The following is a 17,906-nucleotide window of genomic DNA, read 5'->3' on the forward strand; positions in this document are numbered from 1 at the left end:
CCACCACTCCCCTTGCGTTACAAAACATGAAACATATCTTGTATTGTAGCCTATCGGCCGTTTCGTTGCCATACTTTTTTGCAACAACGCGTTGAACTCGTGAAGGGTGTTACCGCCGCCAATCGGCCATTATTGCCCATTATTCAGCCCATCTCGTGGAGCATCCAGTTTGTCATCTACAAAGCCTTCGCGGCCTCACCCTTCAACTCGCGAACGAAATTCCCCACGCGGCGGACGCCTTCATCCCGTGAAGCAGGGTCTCGCAGCAAATCCAACTGCTCCTCGATTTGACGCACAATCGCGCTGCCGACAATAACGCCGTCGCATTTACCCTCGAACCGCGCCACTTGCTCGCGGCTAGAGATGCCGAAGCCGATGGCGATCGGGACGGACGCCGCGCTGCGGACCGTATCCAGGAAGCCGTCGACGTTCGCGGCGAATTCCGAGCGCACGCCGGTCACGCCGAGAGACGATACGCAATAGACGAAGCCGCGCGCTTTGCTTGCGATCGCCTCCACCCGCTGCCGGGAAGTCGGAGCCACGAGCGGAATGAGATGAACGCCGCGCTGTTCCGCAAGAACGCGTACTTCGGCGTCCTCTTCAATCGGCAAATCGGGGATGATGAGCCCGGAAATATCGTTAGCCCTGATCAAATCGAAGAATCGGTCGTAACCGAGCTGCAGCACCGGATTGTAATAAGTAAACAAGATAAAAGGAATACGCGCGCCGCTCTCGCGCGCCTTGCGGGCAAGGCCGATAACGTCGACGATCGTCGTCAGCCTCCCGGACAACGCCCGTTCCGAAGCCCGTTGGATGACCGGACCGTCCGCCAGTGGATCGGAGTAAGGGACTCCGAGCTCGATCATGTCGGCGCCCGCCGTCTCCATCTCGCGAATCAACGCAAGCGACGTATCCAGATCGGGATCGCCGATCGTGAGGAACGGCATGAGCGCCGTCCCGCCGCTTTCCTTCAATCGGGCGAATACAGCATCAATGGCGTTCATGGCCGGTCCCCTCCTTCAAATACCGCATGATCGACTCCACGTCCTTGTCGCCGCGGCCGGACAAATTGACCGCGACAATTTCATCTTTGCCCATCGCCGGAGCCAGCTTCAGCACATGGGCGATCGCGTGCGCGCTTTCCAAAGCCGGAATGATGCCTTCCTTGCGCGACAGCAGCTGCAGTGCTTCGAGAGCCTCTTGGTCCGTTACCGGCACATATTCGGCGCGGCCGGCGTCTTTCAAATAAGAGTGCTCCGGTCCGATGCCGGGATAGTCCAAGCCCGCCGAAATCGAGTGAGCCGGCTGTACCTGTCCGTATTCGTCCTGCAGCAAATAACTCATCGACCCTTGAAACACGCCAGGCTTGCCGTGCGTCATCGTCGCCGCGTGGCGGTCCGTGTGCACGCCTTCGCCGGCGGCCTCGACGCCGATCAGCCTGACGCTCTCATCGTCGACGAACGGGTAAAATATACCGATCGCATTGCTGCCGCCGCCCACGCAAGCGACGACCGCGTCCGGAAGTCTCCCGGCGGTTTCAATCATCTGGCGTTTCGTCTCGTCCCCTATGATGCGTTGGAAATCGCGAACGATCATCGGATACGGATGAGGCCCTACAACCGAACCAAGTATATAGAACGTGTCGTCCACATGGCTCACCCAGTACCGGAGCGCCTCGTTCCCCGCATCCTTCAACGTCCGCGTGCCGGATGTCACCGGGATCACTTCGGCTCCGAGCAGATTCATCCGGAACACATTGAGCTGTTGGCGCCGCGTATCTTCCTCTCCCATGAACACTTTGCATTCCAAGCCGAGCAGCGCGGCGACAGTGGCCGTAGCAACGCCGTGCTGCCCCGCTCCGGTTTCCGCGATGACCTTCTTCTTCCCCATCCGTTTCGCCAATACGCCTTGCCCGATCGTATTGTTGATTTTGTGGGCGCCGGTATGGTTCAAATCTTCACGCTTTAAATAAATGCGCGCTCCGCCCAGATGCTCCGACAACCGCTCCGCGTAGTACAGCGGCGTCGGCCGTCCCGAGTAATGACGCAGCAAGCCGTTGACCTCCCGGACAAAATCGGCGTCCTTCGAATAATGACGGTACGCTTCCTCCAACTCGATCAGCGCGTTCATTAACGTTTCCGGAACGTAGCGGCCGCCGAACTTTCCAAACCGCCCCTGTTTGTCCGGCACAAGAGATATGCTCATTTGCCCTTCACCCTTTCCGTAAACTTGCGAATTTTCTCAATATCTTTCCGCCCGTCCGTTTCCACTCCGCTGGAGACGTCCACGGCGCCCACGGGGAAGCGGCCCAGCAAATCTCCCACATTGTCGGCGTTAAGCCCTCCTGCGATAAATAGTACAATGCCCTTTCGGTCCGCCCATGCCCGGTAAGCGGGGATTACCTCCCACCTGAACGCGTTGCCGGTGCCACCGCCGACATGAGGATCCCATGCATCCAGGAGCACGGCATCGACAGCGTCCGCGTAAGGGTCCAGCCGTGCCGATACGGCCTCATCGTCATGCGCTTCGTCTGCGCGTACGCCTAACGCTTTCCATACCTTGACTCGAGAGTAACGCTCCTTTACTTCCCGGCAAAAGGCGGGCGTTTCGTCACCATGCAGTTGTATGACGTCAAGCGCGGCGGCGGCAAGCACCCGGTCGAGCTCGTCCCGCAGAGGATTGACGAACACACCGACAAACTCTGGCGCCTGCGCGCGGAACGCTTCCATGACGGAACGCGCTTCATGCGGCTCGACTCTGCGTTTGCTTGGCGCGAATATGAAGCCCGCGTAATCGACCGGCAATCCGAAGTCGGAAATCGCGAACGCCGTTTGCGCATCGCGAAGCCCGCATATTTTTACAAGCGGCGCGCCGCTCATCGAACGGGCGCCCCCATTAATGCGTGAACGGCGGTCTCGATGTCGGATTGGCGCATGAAATGCTCGCCGACCAATACGGCATGGGAGCCGACCGACTGCAAATAGCCGATCTCCTCCGGTTTGGAGATGCCGCTCTCGCTCACTACCGTTCTATCGTTCGGAATGTGGCGGACCAACTCCTCCGTGACATGCAAGTCGGTCACGAAAGTGCGCAAATTCCGGTTATTGATGCCGATGATCGGCGCGTCCAGTTCAAGGACGGTCTCAAGCTCCTCCCGATCATGCACTTCCACAATCGCATCCATCCCCAAATCCGCCGCATGCCGCAAAAATTCCTTCAACTGCGCGCGCGTTAATATCGCCGCGATCAACAGCACCGCGTCCGCGCCGATCGACCGCGCTTCATAGATGTGCATTGGGTCGATTGTAAAATCCTTGCGCAGAAGCGGCAAGCGCACCGCTTCACGAACGGCCGACAAATATTCGTTCGCCCCTTGGAAATGTGGAGAATCCGTCAACACCGACAAGCAATCCGCACCCGCGGCCTCGTACGCCTTGGCAATCGCGACGGGATCGAAGTCCGCCCGTATCAAGCCCTTCGAAGGCGACGCCTTCTTCACTTCGGCAATAAGCCCCATCGGCCGGCGCTTGCGCTCCGTCAATGCGTGACGGAACGCTTTCGCAGGGGGCATGCCGGCAATGACCCGCTCCAAGTCGGAGAAGCCCGTCGTTTCTTTCAATCGGCTTAACTCCTGTTTCTTTACTTCGACGATTCGATCAAGATACATGGTTCAACTCCCTCGTCAGCTTCACCAGATCGTTCAATTTTTGCAATGCGCCTCCGGAATCGATCGCATCGGCCGCCCGCTTCACGCCTTCCTGCAGCGTCCCGCTCACGCCGGACACGTAGAAGCACGCCCCGGCGTTCGCGAGCACAATGTCACGGTAAGCCCCGCGGGAGCCGGAGAAGACGTGCCGGATCGTTTCCGCGTTTTCCCCGGCGTCGCCGCCCTTGATTTCGTCAAGAGAGCAAGAACGCAGTCCGAGATCGTCCGGCGTAATGTCGTAAGTGCGCACTTCGCCGTCTTTCAGTTCCGTAACGCGCGTCGGCGCCGATAAACTGATTTCATCGAGCCCGTCGTGAGAGCCGACTACAAGCGCCCGCTTCGTACCCAGCTCTCGCAGCACGTTCGCCATCAATCCGGTTTTATTCCGGTCGAAGACGCCCAACAGCTGCCGGTCGGCGCCCGCCGGATTCGTCAACGGTCCCAGCAAATTAAACACGGTCCGCAGCCCGAGCTCTCGTCTCGGCCCCGCGGCATGCTTCATCGACGGATGGTACACTTGCGCGAACATAAAACAAATACCTACCGCGTTCAAGCATTTCGCCGCCTCTTCGCTTCCAAGCCCGATGTTGACGCCGAGCGCTTCCAATACGTCGGCGCTGCCGCTTTTGCTCGACATGGCGCGGTTGCCGTGCTTCGCCACCCGCACTCCGCCCGCGGCGGCAACTATGGCCGACGCCGTCGAAATATTAAACGTATGCAGGCCGTCGCCGCCGGTTCCGCATGTATCAAGCAGCCCGTCCGTAACGGTCGGTACGAAATTTACTTTCGCCCTCATGCCCGAAGCGAATCCGACCACCTCATCCACAGTTTCGCCCTTCATCCGCATGGTTGCAAGCAGCGCGCCGATTTGCGCGGGAGTAGCTTCCCCCTCCATGATCGCTTCCATCACGGCCTGCGCTTTCTCGCAGGAAAGCGATTGACCGTTGACCACCGCCGAAATGGCTTCTTGCAGCACCGATTTGTTCTCCATTTTGATCCGTCCCCTTTATTCCCCGGATATATTTTGCAGCGATTACCCGTAATAATCCTGATTGACAGTCGCCGGCTGTCTGCGTTCCGCGCCGAACATCGCTTCCGCGGTCCGGATCGCGCTGAGCATCGCCTTCGCTTTGTTGACCGTCTCGTCGTATTCCCGCTCCGGCACGGAGTCCCACACGATTCCGGCACCCGCCTGCACGTATGCTTTCCCGCCTTTAAAAATAATGGTGCGGATCGTGATGCATGTGTCCAAGTTGCCGGAAAAACCGAGGTATCCGATCGCTCCGGCATACACCCCGCGAGCTTCCCGCTCCAATTCGGCGATGATCTCCATCGCCCTCAGCTTCGGAGCTCCGGACACGGTGCCCGCCGGCATGCAGGAGAGAAACGCGTCGTAAAAATCGCGGTCTTCGCGCAGCGTGCCGGATACGTTCGACACGATATGCATCACATGCGAATACCGTTCAATGTCCATATAAGTATCTACCGACACCGTTCCAGGCACGGATACGCGCCCGATGTCGTTGCGCCCGAGATCGACCAGCATAAGATGCTCCGCCAGCTCCTTCCCGTCCGCCAGCAGTTCCTTCTCGAGCCGCACGTCTTCTTCCGGAGTCGCTCCGCGGGGACGGGTGCCGGCGATCGGCCGCGTCTGCACCTTGCCTCCCTCCACGCGCACCAGCAGCTCCGGAGAAGTGCCTACGATCGTGTCTTCGCCCATCTTCAAATAGTACATATACGGGGAAGGATTCATCGTCCGGAGCACCCGGTACACTTGAAGCGGGGACACGTCGGTGTCCATCTCGAACCGTTGGGACAGCACCACTTGAAAAATGTCCCCCGCCCGGATATATTCTTTCGCACGCTCGACGTTACCCAAAAACTCCGCTTTCGTCACGTTCGAGCGGATTTCAGCCGGATCGACCGGCGCCGGAGCGGAAGCGGTCCTCGCTTGGCCTAACAAATAGCCCGGCGTCCCCGCGTTCAGTCTTCTCAGCATCGCCTCGATCCGTTCGGCCGCTTCGGCGTATGCAAGCTTAACCCGGTCTTCGCCGGCGCCTTCTGGAATATGGGCGTTGGCGACGATCATCATTTGCTGCTTCAGATGGTCGAAGACGATGATCTGGTCGCAAAACATAAACTGCACGTCGTCCATCCGCAAGTCGTCCACCCGGTGCGCGGGAAGCTTCTTCTCATAATAGCGGAGCAAATCGTAACCGAAAAAGCCGACCGCCCCGCCCATGAAGCGGGGGTATCCGTCGAGCTGCGGGCTGCGGTAGGAGGCGAGCAATTCGCGCATGTAGCGGATCGGCTCTTCGGACACCGTCTCCACCTCGCCTTTGCGCTCCACTTCTATGGAGCCCGCCTTCCCGCGGACGACCAGGAACGGGTCGGTGCCGATAAACGAATATCTCGCCCATTTGGCCCCGCCTTCCACGCTTTCCAGCAAGAACGAATGCGGTTCGCCGCTAAACTGTTGAAACACTCGAATCGGCGTTTCCGTATCGGCGAGCACCGTTCTCCATACAGGGATCAAGTTGTATTCGCGGGCGTACATTCGGAAAGCTTCCAGTCCAGGATAGATCATGTCCGTTCCCTCCGTCATTTGGCTTGCTGCGCCGAGGACAAGAAAGGCCTCTACGCAAGCGTAGAGGCCGTCGGTTATTCATGTGGAAAAAAGACGTTAACAAGTTCCTGTTTCAAATTGTTCACTCCGATGAGCCTCTCCGATCGCTGCTGCCAGCTCCGGACCGATTCTCAAAAGACGTTCACAATTCGAAGCACTCACTTAAAATGATTGCAATTACACTCGTCTCTTCTAGTTTCCACTCAACTCAAAACACTCGGCTCTACTCGGCTAATTCCCACTATACACTAACGGTTTCGGATGCGTCAACCTTTTACCAAATCGGGCCGCAGCTTCTTCGCCTCATTGAGGTACACGTGAACGATTTCGTTCTGCGCCTTCATCGTGTTGGCGAGAACCATAAGGCGGATGCACATCGGCAGCGCGCCTTTCACCGGAATTTCCACCGAGCACATGAGCGGAACGAGCTCCCAGCCCGCCATATTTCGGATGGCGGCAGCCGGAAACGCCGCGTCCAAATCGGGCGTCACCGTTACGAAGACGCTTCCGATCTCTTCCGGCGTCACGCCGTTCTCAACTACGATCGCTTCCAGCAGCTCGGCGGTAGCCGCCAATATGTGCGGCTCTTCGTTGCGTTCCACCGTCGTTGCGCCGCGTATACCCCTAACGTACATTCACGCTCTCCCCTTCTTTCAACGATTCGACTACTTCCCTTACAACCGAAGCGGGAATTCCTTTGCGGATTTCCACGTCGCCGATTTTCGTAGGCAATACGAACACCATTTCTCCGCCGCGGAATTTCTTGTCGTGCATCATCGCCGCCATGATGGCGTCCGTATCCCACGGATGTTCGATAGCGGTCGGCAGTCCGAACCCGGCAAGCAGTCGCCGGGTTCGCTCTACGACGCTTTCAGGCGCTGCGCCGAGCTTGACGGCAAGCCGGGCCGACCCGCACATGCCGATCGAGATCGCCTCGCCGTGCGTCAGCAGTCCGTACCCGGCCACCGCTTCAAGCGCGTGTCCGATCGTATGGCCAAGGTTGAGAATCGCGCGCAATCCGCCTTCGCGCTCGTCCTGCGACACGACGTCCGCTTTCACGCGACAGCCGGCATGCAGCGCGTATGCGAGCGCCTCCCGGTCAAGGTTTAAGAGCGCTTCCGCGTTCTCTTCGCACCAGTCGACGAATGCTTCGTCGCGAATGAGGCCGTGCTTCACGACCTCCGCAAGACCGCAGCGCACTTCCCGTACGGGCAGCGTGACGAGCGTATCGGTGTCGTAAAGTACGAAGTCCGGCTGATGGAACGCGCCGATAATATTTTTCGCGAGCGGATGGTTCACCGCCACCTTGCCGCCGACGCTGGAGTCGTGAGCGAGAATCGTGGTCGGCGCCTGAACGAACCGGACTCCCCGCATATACGTTGCCGCTGCGAATCCGGCCAAATCGCCGACGACGCCGCCGCCGAGGGCGACGATCGCCGAATCCCGGTCCAAGCCGGTCTCGAGCGCGCTTGTGACGATATTGCCCAGCTCTTCGAGCCGCTTCGTTTCTTCGCCGTAAGGCACCATATGGCTGCCAACTTCATAGCCGGCTAGCCTCAACGACTCGACAACCGTTTGCAAATAGAGGGGACCGACCGCTTCGTCCGTTACGATCAGCAGAGGCGACCGCTTCGGCAAACCGTGACGTTCTGCGTAAGCGCCAAACTGGTGCAGTAAGCCCGTTCCGATATAGATCGGGTACGACCGTTCTCCCAAATCGACCTGTACTTCCCGAACCGTTGCGCTCATATTAATAATTCCTGACTTGTTCCAAGTAATTTTCGTAGTTGCGGCGCACCTCTTCCAAGGAGTCCCCGCCGAACTTCTCCAGGAACGCGCGCGCCACCTCCCACGCAACGACGTTCTCCATAATGACGCTGGCCGCGGGAACGGCGCACGTGTCCGACCGCTCGACTTGGGCGGTGAACGCTTCTTTCGTATCGATGTCGATGCTCTGCAGCGGCTTATACAGCGTGGCGATCGGCTTCATGACGCCGCGGACGACGATCGGCTCGCCCGTCGTCATGCCGCCTTCGAAGCCGCCCGCCCGATTGGAAGCGCGAGAGAAGCCCGTCTCCGCGTCGTACCTGATTTCGTCGTGCACTTTCGAACCGCGCAGACGCGCCGCTTCGAACCCGATGCCGACTTCCACGCCCTTGAACGCTTGGATCGACATGACCCCTTGCGCGATACGACCGTCGAGCTTTCTGTCCCACTGGACATGGGAGCCCAACCCGGGCGGCACGCCTTCGACGATCGTCTCCACGATGCCCCCAAGCGTATCTCCGTCCGCTTTCGCCTCGTCGATGAGCTTGATCATCCGTTCTTCCGTCGCCTTATCGACCACGCGCACCGGCGACTCCTCCGTCACCGCCCGGAGCTCTTCGAGCGGCATCGTAACCGGCGGCGCTTCCACCTCGCCTATGCGCAATACGTGACCGGCTATGCGGATGCCGAACTGCGAAAGCAGTTCGCGCGCCAAGCCGCCGACCGCGACGCGCACCGTCGTCTCGCGAGCGCTGGAACGCTCGAGTATGTTGCGCAGGTCGCGCTGGTTATACTTCAAACCGCCGTTCAAATCGGCGTGGCCAGGGCGCGGGCGGTTGACCCGGCGCTTAGCTTCCGAATCGTCTTCCACCGGCTCAATCCCCATGATAGCCGTCCAGTTTTTCCAATCTTTATTATGCACGACGAGAGCAACAGGAGCGCCGGTTGTCTTTCCGTGCCGCACGCCGCCCACGATCTGGACTTCGTCTTTCTCGATTTGCATGCGCCGGCCCCGGCCGTACCCCTTCTGCCTTCTCGCCAATTGCTCGTTGATGTTCTCCGCCGTGACGGGCACATTGCTCGGCATTCCTTCCACTATGGCCGTCAATTGCGGTCCGTGCGTCTCCCCCGCCGTCAAAAACCTCACATTCGGTTCCTCCCTTTTATGCCTTTAACGCTTTTATGCGCGAACGTGTTTTGAACCATTATAGAGGACGACTCCCCTTTTGACAAGAATAACCGGATTACCATTAAGATGATAGCCGAAATCAACGCGCAGCACAATTAAGAAAAACTTCATCGCAGCAAATGCAAAGAAGCAAGACCTCATTTAGCGGAAGTTTTTCTTGCAATGTCAGAAAGGTGTTTATGCTCAAAACTTATACTTTCTGACATTACCGCAAAGCAAAAACCCCGGAACGTTCCGTCCCGGGGATTCACTACGGCTTCAAAACGCTTTACATCGAAGTGGCCGTCGACTTCTGCAGCGAGAGCGTTTTCTCGCTCATCTGAGGATCGTTGACCAGCTTCATTATTTGTGGCGAATCGATGCCCAAAATTTGCGCGCACTCCTGAATCGTCAGAAAGCCGCGCCGGTATGCGGTTATTACCTTGCGTTTGTCCATGCGTCAATTCCTCCTGAGCGAGTCCAAAGGCCGGCGATGTTTTGAGCAGCCTTTTTTCTTAGTATAGGAATTGTTGGAAACCGTTATACATGGAATTGCCGGTTTATTGTTTCCGGTAAAAGAACGTATCCGCCGTCTCTAATCCGTACGACCCCGGATTAAATATTTGCTCTGTCGATCCGACGAACAATATTCCACCCGGCCTGAGCGCTTTCGCAAATTTATGATACAGCACTTGCTTGGCTTCTTCCGTAAAATAAATCATGACATTGCGGCAAATGATCAGGTCGTACCCCGAGCCGAAAGAATCCGCCAGCAGGTTCCCTTTCGAGAACACAACCGAACTCTTTATTTCATCCGCTACCGCAAATAAATCTCCTTGCGGTTGAAAATACGCTCTCCGGTAATGCGCCGGCACATCGCGCAAGCTCCGGTCCGGGTATACTCCGATCTTCGCTCTTGCGAGCGCGTTGTGATCGATATCCGTAGCTTCGATTCTAGCTTGCCTCAACACCTCGAGCTTTGCCAGAATCATCGCCAAGGAATACGGCTCCTCCCCTGTGGAGCAGGCCGCGCTCCAACAAGTAAGCTTCCGGGCGCCGGACAGCAATTCCGGCAACAACCGGTTCTCCAGCACTTCCCAACGGTTCGAGTTGCGCCAAAACTCCGACACGTTGATCGTCATCCGGTCCAAAAATTCGGCCATCAGCGCATTATTCGTCGTCATTGCGCGAAAGAAAGCTGCGAACGTATCGTAACCTTTGCGCTGCCGCAACGATGTTAAACGCCGCTTCATCTGGGCTTCCTTATATAGCGATAAGTCGATTCCGGTCGTCTTCTTCACGTCTTTGACAAACGCGTAAAAATCCGCATCGTATTCATGTATGATCTCTTGCAACCTTTGCTCACACCCTCGCGCTTGTCATGTGCACTTTGTATTCTACACATGTTGGAGAAAATCCTGCCGATTTGTGAGTGTGTGCCGAACGCTTTATAACCAGCGGTCAATAGCGCGATCGTATGTAAGCAATTCTTCCGGACGGAAGAAATTGTTGATTTCTCTTTCCGCGCTTTCCGGAGAATCCGAACCGTGAATCAGATTGCGCGGAGTGTGCGCGGCAAAATCGCCGCGAATCGTTCCCGGCTGCGCGTCAAGCACGTTCGTCTTCCCCATCAATGTGCGGGAAAGTTGAATGACGTCGTCGCCTTCCCACACCATCGCAAACACAGGACCGGACGTTATGAAATCGACGAGCTCGCCGAAGAAGGGCTTCTCCTTATGCTCTTCGTAATGGTATTCCGCTTGCTCTCTAGTCGCCTGCATCACCTTTGCGCCGATCAGTTTGAAGCCTTTGCGCTCGAATCTCGAGACGATTTCACCGACCAATCCTCTCTGGACTCCGTCGGGCTTGACCATAAGAAACGTCTTTTGCATCCACAATTCCTCCAATTCGATAAATATGTCACCATTGTTTCCGTTCCGCATTTAATCATACTCTTTCAAAATGCCCGCTTGCAACGGCTTTAATATGTACGATTCGTAATGAAACGAGCCAAGACCGCCAGATCTTCTTTCTCCGGAATATCCGGAACGTCTTCGAGCGCGGCAAGCGCTTTATCGATATATTTTGCGGCAAGCCGTTCGGCTTCCCGGATGCCGGCGCTTCCGCGAATGAGCGTCAACGCTTCATCCACCAACGAATCGTCGGCGGATGCCCCCCGCAAGCTTTCCAGCGCCCTTCTGACCGTATCGCTAATCCGCTCGTCCTGGATCGCGTACAGCACGGGAAGCGTGACGTTTCCTTGCCGGATGTCGCTTCCGGGCGGTTTGCCCAGCTGCTCCGCCGTCCCTGTAAGATCAAGCAGATCGTCTTGGATTTGAAACGCCATTCCGACGTTATAGCCGAACGAATAGAGCCGTTGGGTGACGATCTTGGGGGCGTCTGCGGCGAGCGCCCCCAACTGGCAGGATACCGCGATTAGCAGCGCCGTTTTTCTGCGGATGCGCAGCAGGTAATCGCGAACCGATTGTTCCACGTTATAAAACAGGCGCAACTGCTCCATCTCGCCGATCACCATCTGTACGACCGCGTGCGACAATATGCGGTGGATGTCCGGACGATCGAGCTTCGTAACGACCGTCAAAGCTTTCGCCAAAATGTAATCGCCCGTATACATCGCGATCCGTTCGTCCCATTTCTCCTTGACGGTTAGCTGACCGCGGCGCATGGCGGCATCGTCAATGACGTCGTCATGAACGAGCGTAGCCATGTGGATGAGCTCCAGCGATACGGCCACATGGGAGAGCAGCTCCACGTCGTACTTTCCGAAGCGGCCTGCAAGCAGCACAAACACGGGCCGCAAACGCTTGCCCCCTGCCTTCAAGAGGTGGAGCGCCGCATCGTTCAATTGCGCATCTTCCGAACGGACGCTTTCCTGCAATTTGTTTTCGATATAATGAATATCGTCGCTGAATTTGCTATAAATATCGAGCAGCTTCATTCGTTCACCCGAATCAACTTATGATGCCGCCACACGCGAAGTGGCGGGACTTGCGGAAGGAGGCCCATCTCGTGCGCGTAGGAAAAATAGAGAGCCAACCCCTTCTCCTGTTCCTCACCGAAGTCGTAAACCAAATTTGTAAAATAATTGCGCCAGAACGTCTCGGTCCCTCCGATTTCCCGGACCGCTTGATCGAGCAGATCGGCAGGGAACCGTAAGCCTTCTTTTTTCGATGAGAGCAGCGCTTCGTGAAGCAGCGACACGGCGCCGGGGTTCAATGCGGCCCATTCGTCGCGGACCGCCCAAACCGCGAACGTCATGCCGATGCCCGTCCATTCTTTCCAAAGAAGCCCCAAATCCGATACGAAATACGGATGGTCCGACAACCGGGCGCGAATCGCGTCGTCTCCGATGAGCATCGCCGCATCGCAATGCTCCATCATCGTGTGCAAATCCGGCGGCATATCGGCGTATTCCGGAGTGTGGCGGTACCGTTTCTCCATCAAAATCTTCAATAAATTCACCGTTGTGGCGGACGCGTTCGTAAGCGCGATCCGCTCCGGAAGCCGTTCGGAAAGCGGAAGCTTAGTAAACAAAAGAAGGGAACCGACGGCGCTCCGCGAGCTGACCGACAAGTCGGGCAGCAGCAGCAGCCGGTCCGCATGCTTGGCATACGCGAACGAAGAAATCGCCGCGGCATCGATTGCTCCTTCCCCGAGCGAGCGATTGAGCTCCGCAGGCGTTCCCGTCACCATGCGTACCCGCCCGCGCAGCGTTTCCGGCGGAAAACGGTAAAACACCGGCCAGACGTTCGTATACACGATCTTGCCCAGCCGTATGCGGGCCGCTTCAGGTTTCCAGGCGTTCGCGGTTGCCCTCGGCTCCATCTTTTCGCTCCTCCCCCCAACGTTGGTAAAGATCGTGCTCGACGCCCATGCTGTCCAGCACTTTGCCCACAAGGAAGCCGACCAGCTCGTCCACCGTTTGCGGACGGTGGTAAAAACCCGGCGTTGCTGGAACGATTCGCACACCCATCTGGGCAAGCGCGAGCATATTTTGCAAGTGAACGGCATGAAGCGGCGTCTCGCGCGGCACGATGACAAGCCTGCGCCCCTCTTTCAGAACGACGTCAGCCGCCCGTTCCAGCAAATTGTCGGAAAGGCCGTGGGCGATCGCCGCCAACGTACCCATCGAACATGGAACGATCGCCATGCCTTCGGTGCGGAACGACCCGCTCGCCACAGCGGCGCCGATGTCCGATATCGGATAATATGCGTATGACCCGGAGTAACCTCCAAGCTGCTCGCGGAGCGTCGCTTCCCGGCGCGCGCTGTTCCAGCCGAGCTCCTCTTTAAGGACCCGCCAACCCGCATCGGTGACGACGAGATGAATATGGTACCCCAACCCCATCAACGCTTGGCACAGACGTACACCGTAGACGGCTCCGCTCGCTCCGGTAATTCCGACGACCCAGCCTCTGTTCGTCTTCTCCCCGCTCATCGGACCACCAACACGTCAACGAGAGTGAACGTAAATACGACAATGCTGAGAATGCCGTTCATCGTGAAGAACGCCGTATTTAGCTTCGACAAATCGTTCGGCTTCACAAGCATATGCTCGTAAAACAAGATCACATACGCCACAGCAAGGCCCGCCGCGTACCACCATTGCAAATCCGCCAATCCCCATAACGCGATAAAGGCGGCCGCGGTGACGATATGGAACGCTTTGGCGATCGCCAAGGCGCCGCGGACGCCGAATTTGGACGGAATCGAATGCAAGCCCTGGCTGCGGTCGAATTCGACGTCCTGACAGGCGTACAAAATATCGAAACCGGCGATCCAGAACGCCACCGCCGCGTAGAGCGCAAGAGCCGCAATGTCGAAAGCGCCCGTAACCGCAATCCAACCGCCGAGCGGTGCGAGTCCGATCGTCAATCCGAGCACGACATGGCAAAGCCAGGTAAATCTCTTTGTGTAAGAATAAAACGTAAGCAAAAACACGGCGATCGGCAGCAACCTCACACAAAGCGGGTTCAACTGTGACGCCGCGTAGAAAAGCAGTACGAAAGAAGCTACGATAAAGACAAGCACTTCTTTTTTGGACAAGAAGCCGGCCGGGATCGCTCGCATTGCGGTCCGCGGATTTTTGCCGTCAATGGCCGCGTCGACCACCCGGTTCAAACCCATGGCGGCGCTTCGCGCACCGATCATTGCGAGCGTCACCCACAATATTTGCTGCCAGGTCGGAAGCATGTCCGTCGTTACGACGGCTCCGAGCACCGCTCCCATAAAGGCGAAAGGCAGCGCAAACAGCGTATGTTCAAACTTGATCATTTCAAGAAAAATCTTACTTTTCCGCAGCATGATCCGACCCCTTCGTTCCGATATGAAGCGCCGCGATTCCCAGGGTGAGCGGATAAGCTTGCACTTCCTTCAAGCCTGCGGCCGAAAACCGTTCCGCCAGTTGCTCTAGGTTGGGGAAGGCGACGAGGGATTCCGGCAGCCATTTATACTGGTCATGCCGTTTCGCAAACCATCTTCCAAGCAAAGGCAATATTTGTTCGAAATAAAAATAATAAAGAGAACGAAACGGTTCGCTTGACGGCTTAGACAATTCAAGACAAACGACTTTGCCGCCCGGCTTCACAACCCGGGTCATCTCGGAAAGCACCCGGTCAATGTCGGGAACGTTCCGAAGACCAAAGCCTATTGTAGCATAATCGAATTGGTTATCGTCAAACGGCAATTGCATCGCATTGCCGTGAACGAGTGAAATTTGCCGTTGAAGACCGAGCTTCTCAATCTTTTGCCGGCCGTATTCCAGCATGTTCCTGCTGAAATCCAATCCGACGATGCTGCCGGTTCGGCTCGCCGACGCAAGCGATATCGTCCAATCGCAAGTGCCGCAGCACAGATCGATGGCGGATTGGCCTTCGCGGACGCTCATCTTGCGCATTGTAAACGCGCGCCATGCTTTATGGCGCCGAAAACTAAGCAGGTCGTTCATGAAATCGTATTTCGGAGCGATCGTTTCAAACACGGCATGGACATGTTGTTCTTTATTCGAAGCTTTCACCGCGCACACCTCATATCTCTTCAAGCACTTTAGCCGCCGGGCCGCGCGTCCGGAATTGCAGAAGCGGCTCGGCGATACCCGTCAATTCGGTCATTAACCGTTCCGAATCCAAATCTTGCAGCATCAGCTTCAGCTCGTTCACTTTCTCCTCCAGCATGCCGGAAAGCTGCGCCAATACGTCGTGCCTGCTGAGCATCTCCTGAAGCTCCCTTGCTCCGAAGGAGCCTGAAAGCAGCATATTGATCTCATCTTGTGATCCGTGCTGCAGCACATACCAATACGACCAGCTGTTTATCACGTTATCGGGCCGGGTGCGCGACAAGTCGCCGATGAACAATTCGCATTCCGCGACCGTCCGAAGCAGGTTCGGCCAATATTTCCGGCACATTCCCTCCATCCAAGACGTAAAACTCAGAAACAGGTGCGTATTAACGTCCACGGTGGCGCGCACATACTCCTCCGCGCTTAGCAGCAGCTTCTTCGCTTTCGCGTACAGGCCCATCTTCATACGGTTCACTTCGCAAATCGAATTCGACAGCATGCTGATCGATTGCACGTTATTCGCCTGCGACAGCAGTTGATAAAAGCGGCTGCTGAAATAATCGCCCGCCAACACCGTCATTTGCTGCCTGCGGCTCTTGTCGGACCGCTCGACGAGCTCATGCGTATCGAGCCCCAGCTGGGCAAGAGAAACCGCCAACGAGACTGCTTCGTTAAGGGAGCGGTCGGCGTCCGTACGGCCTCCGCCGTTGAGAAACGCGCGCAGCAACCGAGTTCGCATTTCGGGATATTCAGGCAAAGACATATGTTCCCGGATCATATCGTGATTCATAATTTTCAACGCCGCATCCGCAATTCCGTTCATGTAAACGCACAGACCTCCGATAGTTCAAACAGCTCATTTTTTCCGTCAATTTTCGCTATTATATCATATCGGCCGCAAGCGCGCACGGTCGGGCGTTCTATTGTGTACCGTTCAAGCTCCTCCAGCGCTCAGTCGTTCTAAGCTTAAGCTTGCTGCCGAACCACTCCTCCGCATTGCGTTCCCCTTCCCGAAGATCGGCAAGCTCCTCTTCCGTAAAATCCGATTTGCCTGCGGTAAGCGCCAACAGGAGCGTCTTGTTGGACGCGTCTTCCTCTTCCCCATCCTTCTCAAGCACTCTGACGAACACGCGGGCAATATTGTCCGCTTCGGCGAGTCCAAGCTTTGCAAGAGCCGCGATGTCGGAAGTTACGGCCTTCGCCTCGCGGCCGCCCGGGTCGATTTCCAAATCGACCTCAAGCCATCTGTTGCCGATGTTTACCCTGCGAATATCCGCGTGAAGACGCAAAGCGATCAATTCGTCCACAATCGTCTCTTCCGTGATCGTCCGCGTTTCCGCGTTGCGAAACACAACCATGGGCTCGCCGCCCGGCTTCGTTACGTTCGGGTCCAAATCCGCAACCCATGAAATGGTTAAGGCGATTCCCGTCGATAAAAGCAAAGCGACGCAAATTCTTACAATCGGCGCCGGCATAAGAGCCACCTCCGCTGAAGGCTGTATACATACATTGTACAAAATAAAAAAGCAGGCTATGCCTGCTCCGGAGACGGACTTTAGGATTCCGTATCGATCGTGCCGAATTTCGTCATGATGACCGCTTTCCCTCTGATTTTCACTGCGGATGTGTGGTCGGTGAATTGGGCGATCATCACTTCTCCTTTGTCCAACTTTTCCGTATGATGGAATTTGGTGTCGGCGCCACGCGTCAGACCGATGACGTGCACGCCGTTTTCTTTCGCCTTTATAACAAAATAATCGTTTCCGTTCCCGCTAGCGTCCATTGGTTTACCTCCCTGCGTACAAAGAAAGAGACATCGGCATTGACGATGTCTCTGTCAAGATATCGGAGTAACAGGATTCGAACCTGCGACCTCACCCACCCCAAGGGTGCGCGCTACCGGGCTGCGCCATACCCCGATGATCAAAATGTGTGACAAAGACCATTATAGAACCGTTCAAGGAGATTGTAAAGATTCACTTCATTACGAAAGGGGCCGCGAACGGGTAATCTCCTCGTCCACGGCCTCTCCTCAACCCTATGTATAAAGGCTTACTTAATTCCTTCTTTAAGCGCTTTGCCCGGTTTGAATGCAGGAACTTTGCTTGCAGGGATGTCGATTTCCTCCCCGGTTTGCGGGTTCCGTCCTTTGCGTGCGGTGCGCTCGCGAACTTCAAAGTTGCCGAAGCCAACCAATTGCACTTTATCGCCGTTCTGCAATGCGTCCGCAATCGTGTCGAACACTGCTTCCACAACGGACGTTACGTCCTTCTTGGACAGCTCAGTCGATTCGGCGACTTTCGCAATAAGCTCGGATTTGTTCATTCCTCTCACCTCCCTGATGAAGAAAAAATCGTATTACTCCTTGTGTTTACGTTTTCTTGCGAGAATATACATTCATTCTTTTGAAAACGTTCACGTTTTCCGAAATTTCCCTCGGATAAATACGACAAACCTATAGTAATACATCTTTGATGGGCTTTGCAAGTGTTTGTAGCCGAAGGTCGCGATTTAAGCGTGTTTATCCTGAAACTTGCCGCAAACCAAAATGCAGCCCTCT

The 17,906-nt window shown here is 56.3% G+C and carries 21 protein-coding genes and 1 tRNA gene; all 22 read right to left on the bottom strand.

The window, feature by feature from the left end:
- Nucleotides 1-176: 176 nt before the first annotated feature.
- Nucleotides 177-1,004 carry a tryptophan synthase subunit alpha gene (trpA, locus tag JET16_RS06320; RefSeq protein WP_199614945.1) on the bottom strand — a complete coding sequence of 276 codons (828 nt, stop codon included), beginning with the start codon at nucleotides 1,002-1,004 and terminating at the stop codon, nucleotides 177-179.
- Nucleotides 991-2,205 carry a tryptophan synthase subunit beta gene (trpB, locus tag JET16_RS06325; protein ID WP_233531110.1) on the bottom strand — a complete coding sequence of 405 codons (1,215 nt, stop codon included), beginning with the start codon at nucleotides 2,203-2,205 and terminating at the stop codon, nucleotides 991-993. Before trpB ends, trpA begins: the two co-directional genes overlap by 14 nt.
- Complete coding sequence (locus tag JET16_RS06330; protein WP_199614946.1) at nucleotides 2,202-2,879, bottom strand: phosphoribosylanthranilate isomerase; 678 nt, start codon at nucleotides 2,877-2,879, stop codon at nucleotides 2,202-2,204. The genes trpB and JET16_RS06330 overlap by 4 nt, the downstream gene beginning before the upstream one ends.
- Nucleotides 2,876-3,667, bottom strand: a complete 792-nt coding sequence (trpC, locus tag JET16_RS06335; RefSeq protein ID WP_199614947.1) for an indole-3-glycerol phosphate synthase TrpC — start codon at nucleotides 3,665-3,667, stop codon at nucleotides 2,876-2,878. The genes JET16_RS06330 and trpC overlap by 4 nt, the downstream gene beginning before the upstream one ends.
- Complete coding sequence (trpD, locus tag JET16_RS06340; protein WP_199614948.1) at nucleotides 3,657-4,697, bottom strand: anthranilate phosphoribosyltransferase; 1,041 nt, start codon at nucleotides 4,695-4,697, stop codon at nucleotides 3,657-3,659. The genes trpC and trpD overlap by 11 nt, the downstream gene beginning before the upstream one ends.
- A gap of 42 nt (nucleotides 4,698-4,739) precedes the next feature.
- A complete protein-coding gene (gene trpE, locus JET16_RS06345; RefSeq protein ID WP_199614949.1) occupies nucleotides 4,740-6,293 on the bottom strand; it encodes an anthranilate synthase component I in 1,554 nt (517 codons plus the stop codon).
- Between the two features lie 305 nt (nucleotides 6,294-6,598).
- Nucleotides 6,599-6,967: a chorismate mutase gene (aroH, locus tag JET16_RS06350; RefSeq protein ID WP_199614950.1), complete on the bottom strand. Its 369-nt coding sequence runs from the start codon at nucleotides 6,965-6,967 to the stop codon at nucleotides 6,599-6,601.
- Complete coding sequence (aroB, locus tag JET16_RS06355) at nucleotides 6,957-8,081, bottom strand: 3-dehydroquinate synthase (protein WP_199614951.1); 1,125 nt, start codon at nucleotides 8,079-8,081, stop codon at nucleotides 6,957-6,959. Before aroB ends, aroH begins: the two co-directional genes overlap by 11 nt.
- A 1-nt stretch (nucleotide 8,082) precedes the next feature.
- Entirely contained in the window at nucleotides 8,083-9,246 is a 1,164-nt protein-coding gene (gene aroC, locus JET16_RS06360; protein WP_199614952.1) for a chorismate synthase, read from the bottom strand.
- 310 nt (nucleotides 9,247-9,556) lie between these two features.
- Nucleotides 9,557-9,724: a hypothetical protein gene (locus JET16_RS06365; RefSeq protein WP_199614953.1), complete on the bottom strand. Its 168-nt coding sequence runs from the start codon at nucleotides 9,722-9,724 to the stop codon at nucleotides 9,557-9,559.
- Nucleotides 9,725-9,827: 103 nt separating this feature from the next.
- Complete coding sequence (locus tag JET16_RS06370; RefSeq protein WP_407673095.1) at nucleotides 9,828-10,613, bottom strand: CheR family methyltransferase; 786 nt, start codon at nucleotides 10,611-10,613, stop codon at nucleotides 9,828-9,830.
- 102 nt (nucleotides 10,614-10,715) lie between these two features.
- The gene (ndk, locus tag JET16_RS06375) at nucleotides 10,716-11,159 is read right to left on the bottom strand and encodes a nucleoside-diphosphate kinase (RefSeq protein WP_199614955.1); all 444 of its coding nucleotides are present in this window, start codon (nucleotides 11,157-11,159) and stop codon (nucleotides 10,716-10,718) included.
- An 89-nt stretch (nucleotides 11,160-11,248) separates the two neighbouring features.
- On the bottom strand, nucleotides 11,249-12,226 hold the full coding sequence (locus tag JET16_RS06380) for a polyprenyl synthetase family protein (protein WP_199614956.1): 978 nt from the start codon (nucleotides 12,224-12,226) through the stop codon (nucleotides 11,249-11,251).
- Complete coding sequence (locus JET16_RS06385) at nucleotides 12,223-13,113, bottom strand: menaquinone biosynthesis protein (RefSeq protein WP_199614957.1); 891 nt, start codon at nucleotides 13,111-13,113, stop codon at nucleotides 12,223-12,225. The genes JET16_RS06380 and JET16_RS06385 overlap by 4 nt, the downstream gene beginning before the upstream one ends.
- Entirely contained in the window at nucleotides 13,076-13,726 is a 651-nt protein-coding gene (locus tag JET16_RS06390) for a UbiX family flavin prenyltransferase (RefSeq protein WP_199614958.1), read from the bottom strand. The genes JET16_RS06385 and JET16_RS06390 overlap by 38 nt, the downstream gene beginning before the upstream one ends.
- Entirely contained in the window at nucleotides 13,723-14,592 is an 870-nt protein-coding gene (locus tag JET16_RS06395) for a UbiA-like polyprenyltransferase (RefSeq protein WP_199614959.1), read from the bottom strand. Before JET16_RS06395 ends, JET16_RS06390 begins: the two co-directional genes overlap by 4 nt.
- Entirely contained in the window at nucleotides 14,576-15,328 is a 753-nt protein-coding gene (locus tag JET16_RS06400) for a demethylmenaquinone methyltransferase (protein ID WP_233531112.1), read from the bottom strand. The genes JET16_RS06395 and JET16_RS06400 overlap by 17 nt, the downstream gene beginning before the upstream one ends.
- The gene (locus tag JET16_RS06405) at nucleotides 15,315-16,169 is read right to left on the bottom strand and encodes a heptaprenyl diphosphate synthase component 1 (protein WP_199614960.1); all 855 of its coding nucleotides are present in this window, start codon (nucleotides 16,167-16,169) and stop codon (nucleotides 15,315-15,317) included. Before JET16_RS06405 ends, JET16_RS06400 begins: the two co-directional genes overlap by 14 nt.
- A 97-nt stretch (nucleotides 16,170-16,266) precedes the next feature.
- Entirely contained in the window at nucleotides 16,267-16,821 is a 555-nt protein-coding gene (locus JET16_RS06410; RefSeq protein ID WP_199614961.1) for a hypothetical protein, read from the bottom strand.
- Nucleotides 16,822-16,901: 80 nt separating this feature from the next.
- The gene (gene mtrB, locus JET16_RS06415) at nucleotides 16,902-17,129 is read right to left on the bottom strand and encodes a trp RNA-binding attenuation protein MtrB (protein ID WP_199614962.1); all 228 of its coding nucleotides are present in this window, start codon (nucleotides 17,127-17,129) and stop codon (nucleotides 16,902-16,904) included.
- Nucleotides 17,130-17,191: 62 nt separating this feature from the next.
- Nucleotides 17,192-17,265 (bottom strand) — tRNA-Pro (locus tag JET16_RS06420).
- A 133-nt stretch (nucleotides 17,266-17,398) separates the two neighbouring features.
- Nucleotides 17,399-17,671 (bottom strand): HU family DNA-binding protein, encoded by a 273-nt coding sequence (locus JET16_RS06425; RefSeq protein ID WP_199614963.1) that lies wholly within the window; start codon nucleotides 17,669-17,671, stop codon nucleotides 17,399-17,401.
- Nucleotides 17,672-17,906: the final 235 nt, after the last annotated feature.

Origin of the sequence: Paenibacillus alkalitolerans, assembly GCF_016482785.1 — a bacterium.
GTDB classification, from domain to species: Bacteria; Bacillota; Bacilli; order Paenibacillales; family YIM-B00363; genus Paenibacillus_AE; species Paenibacillus_AE alkalitolerans.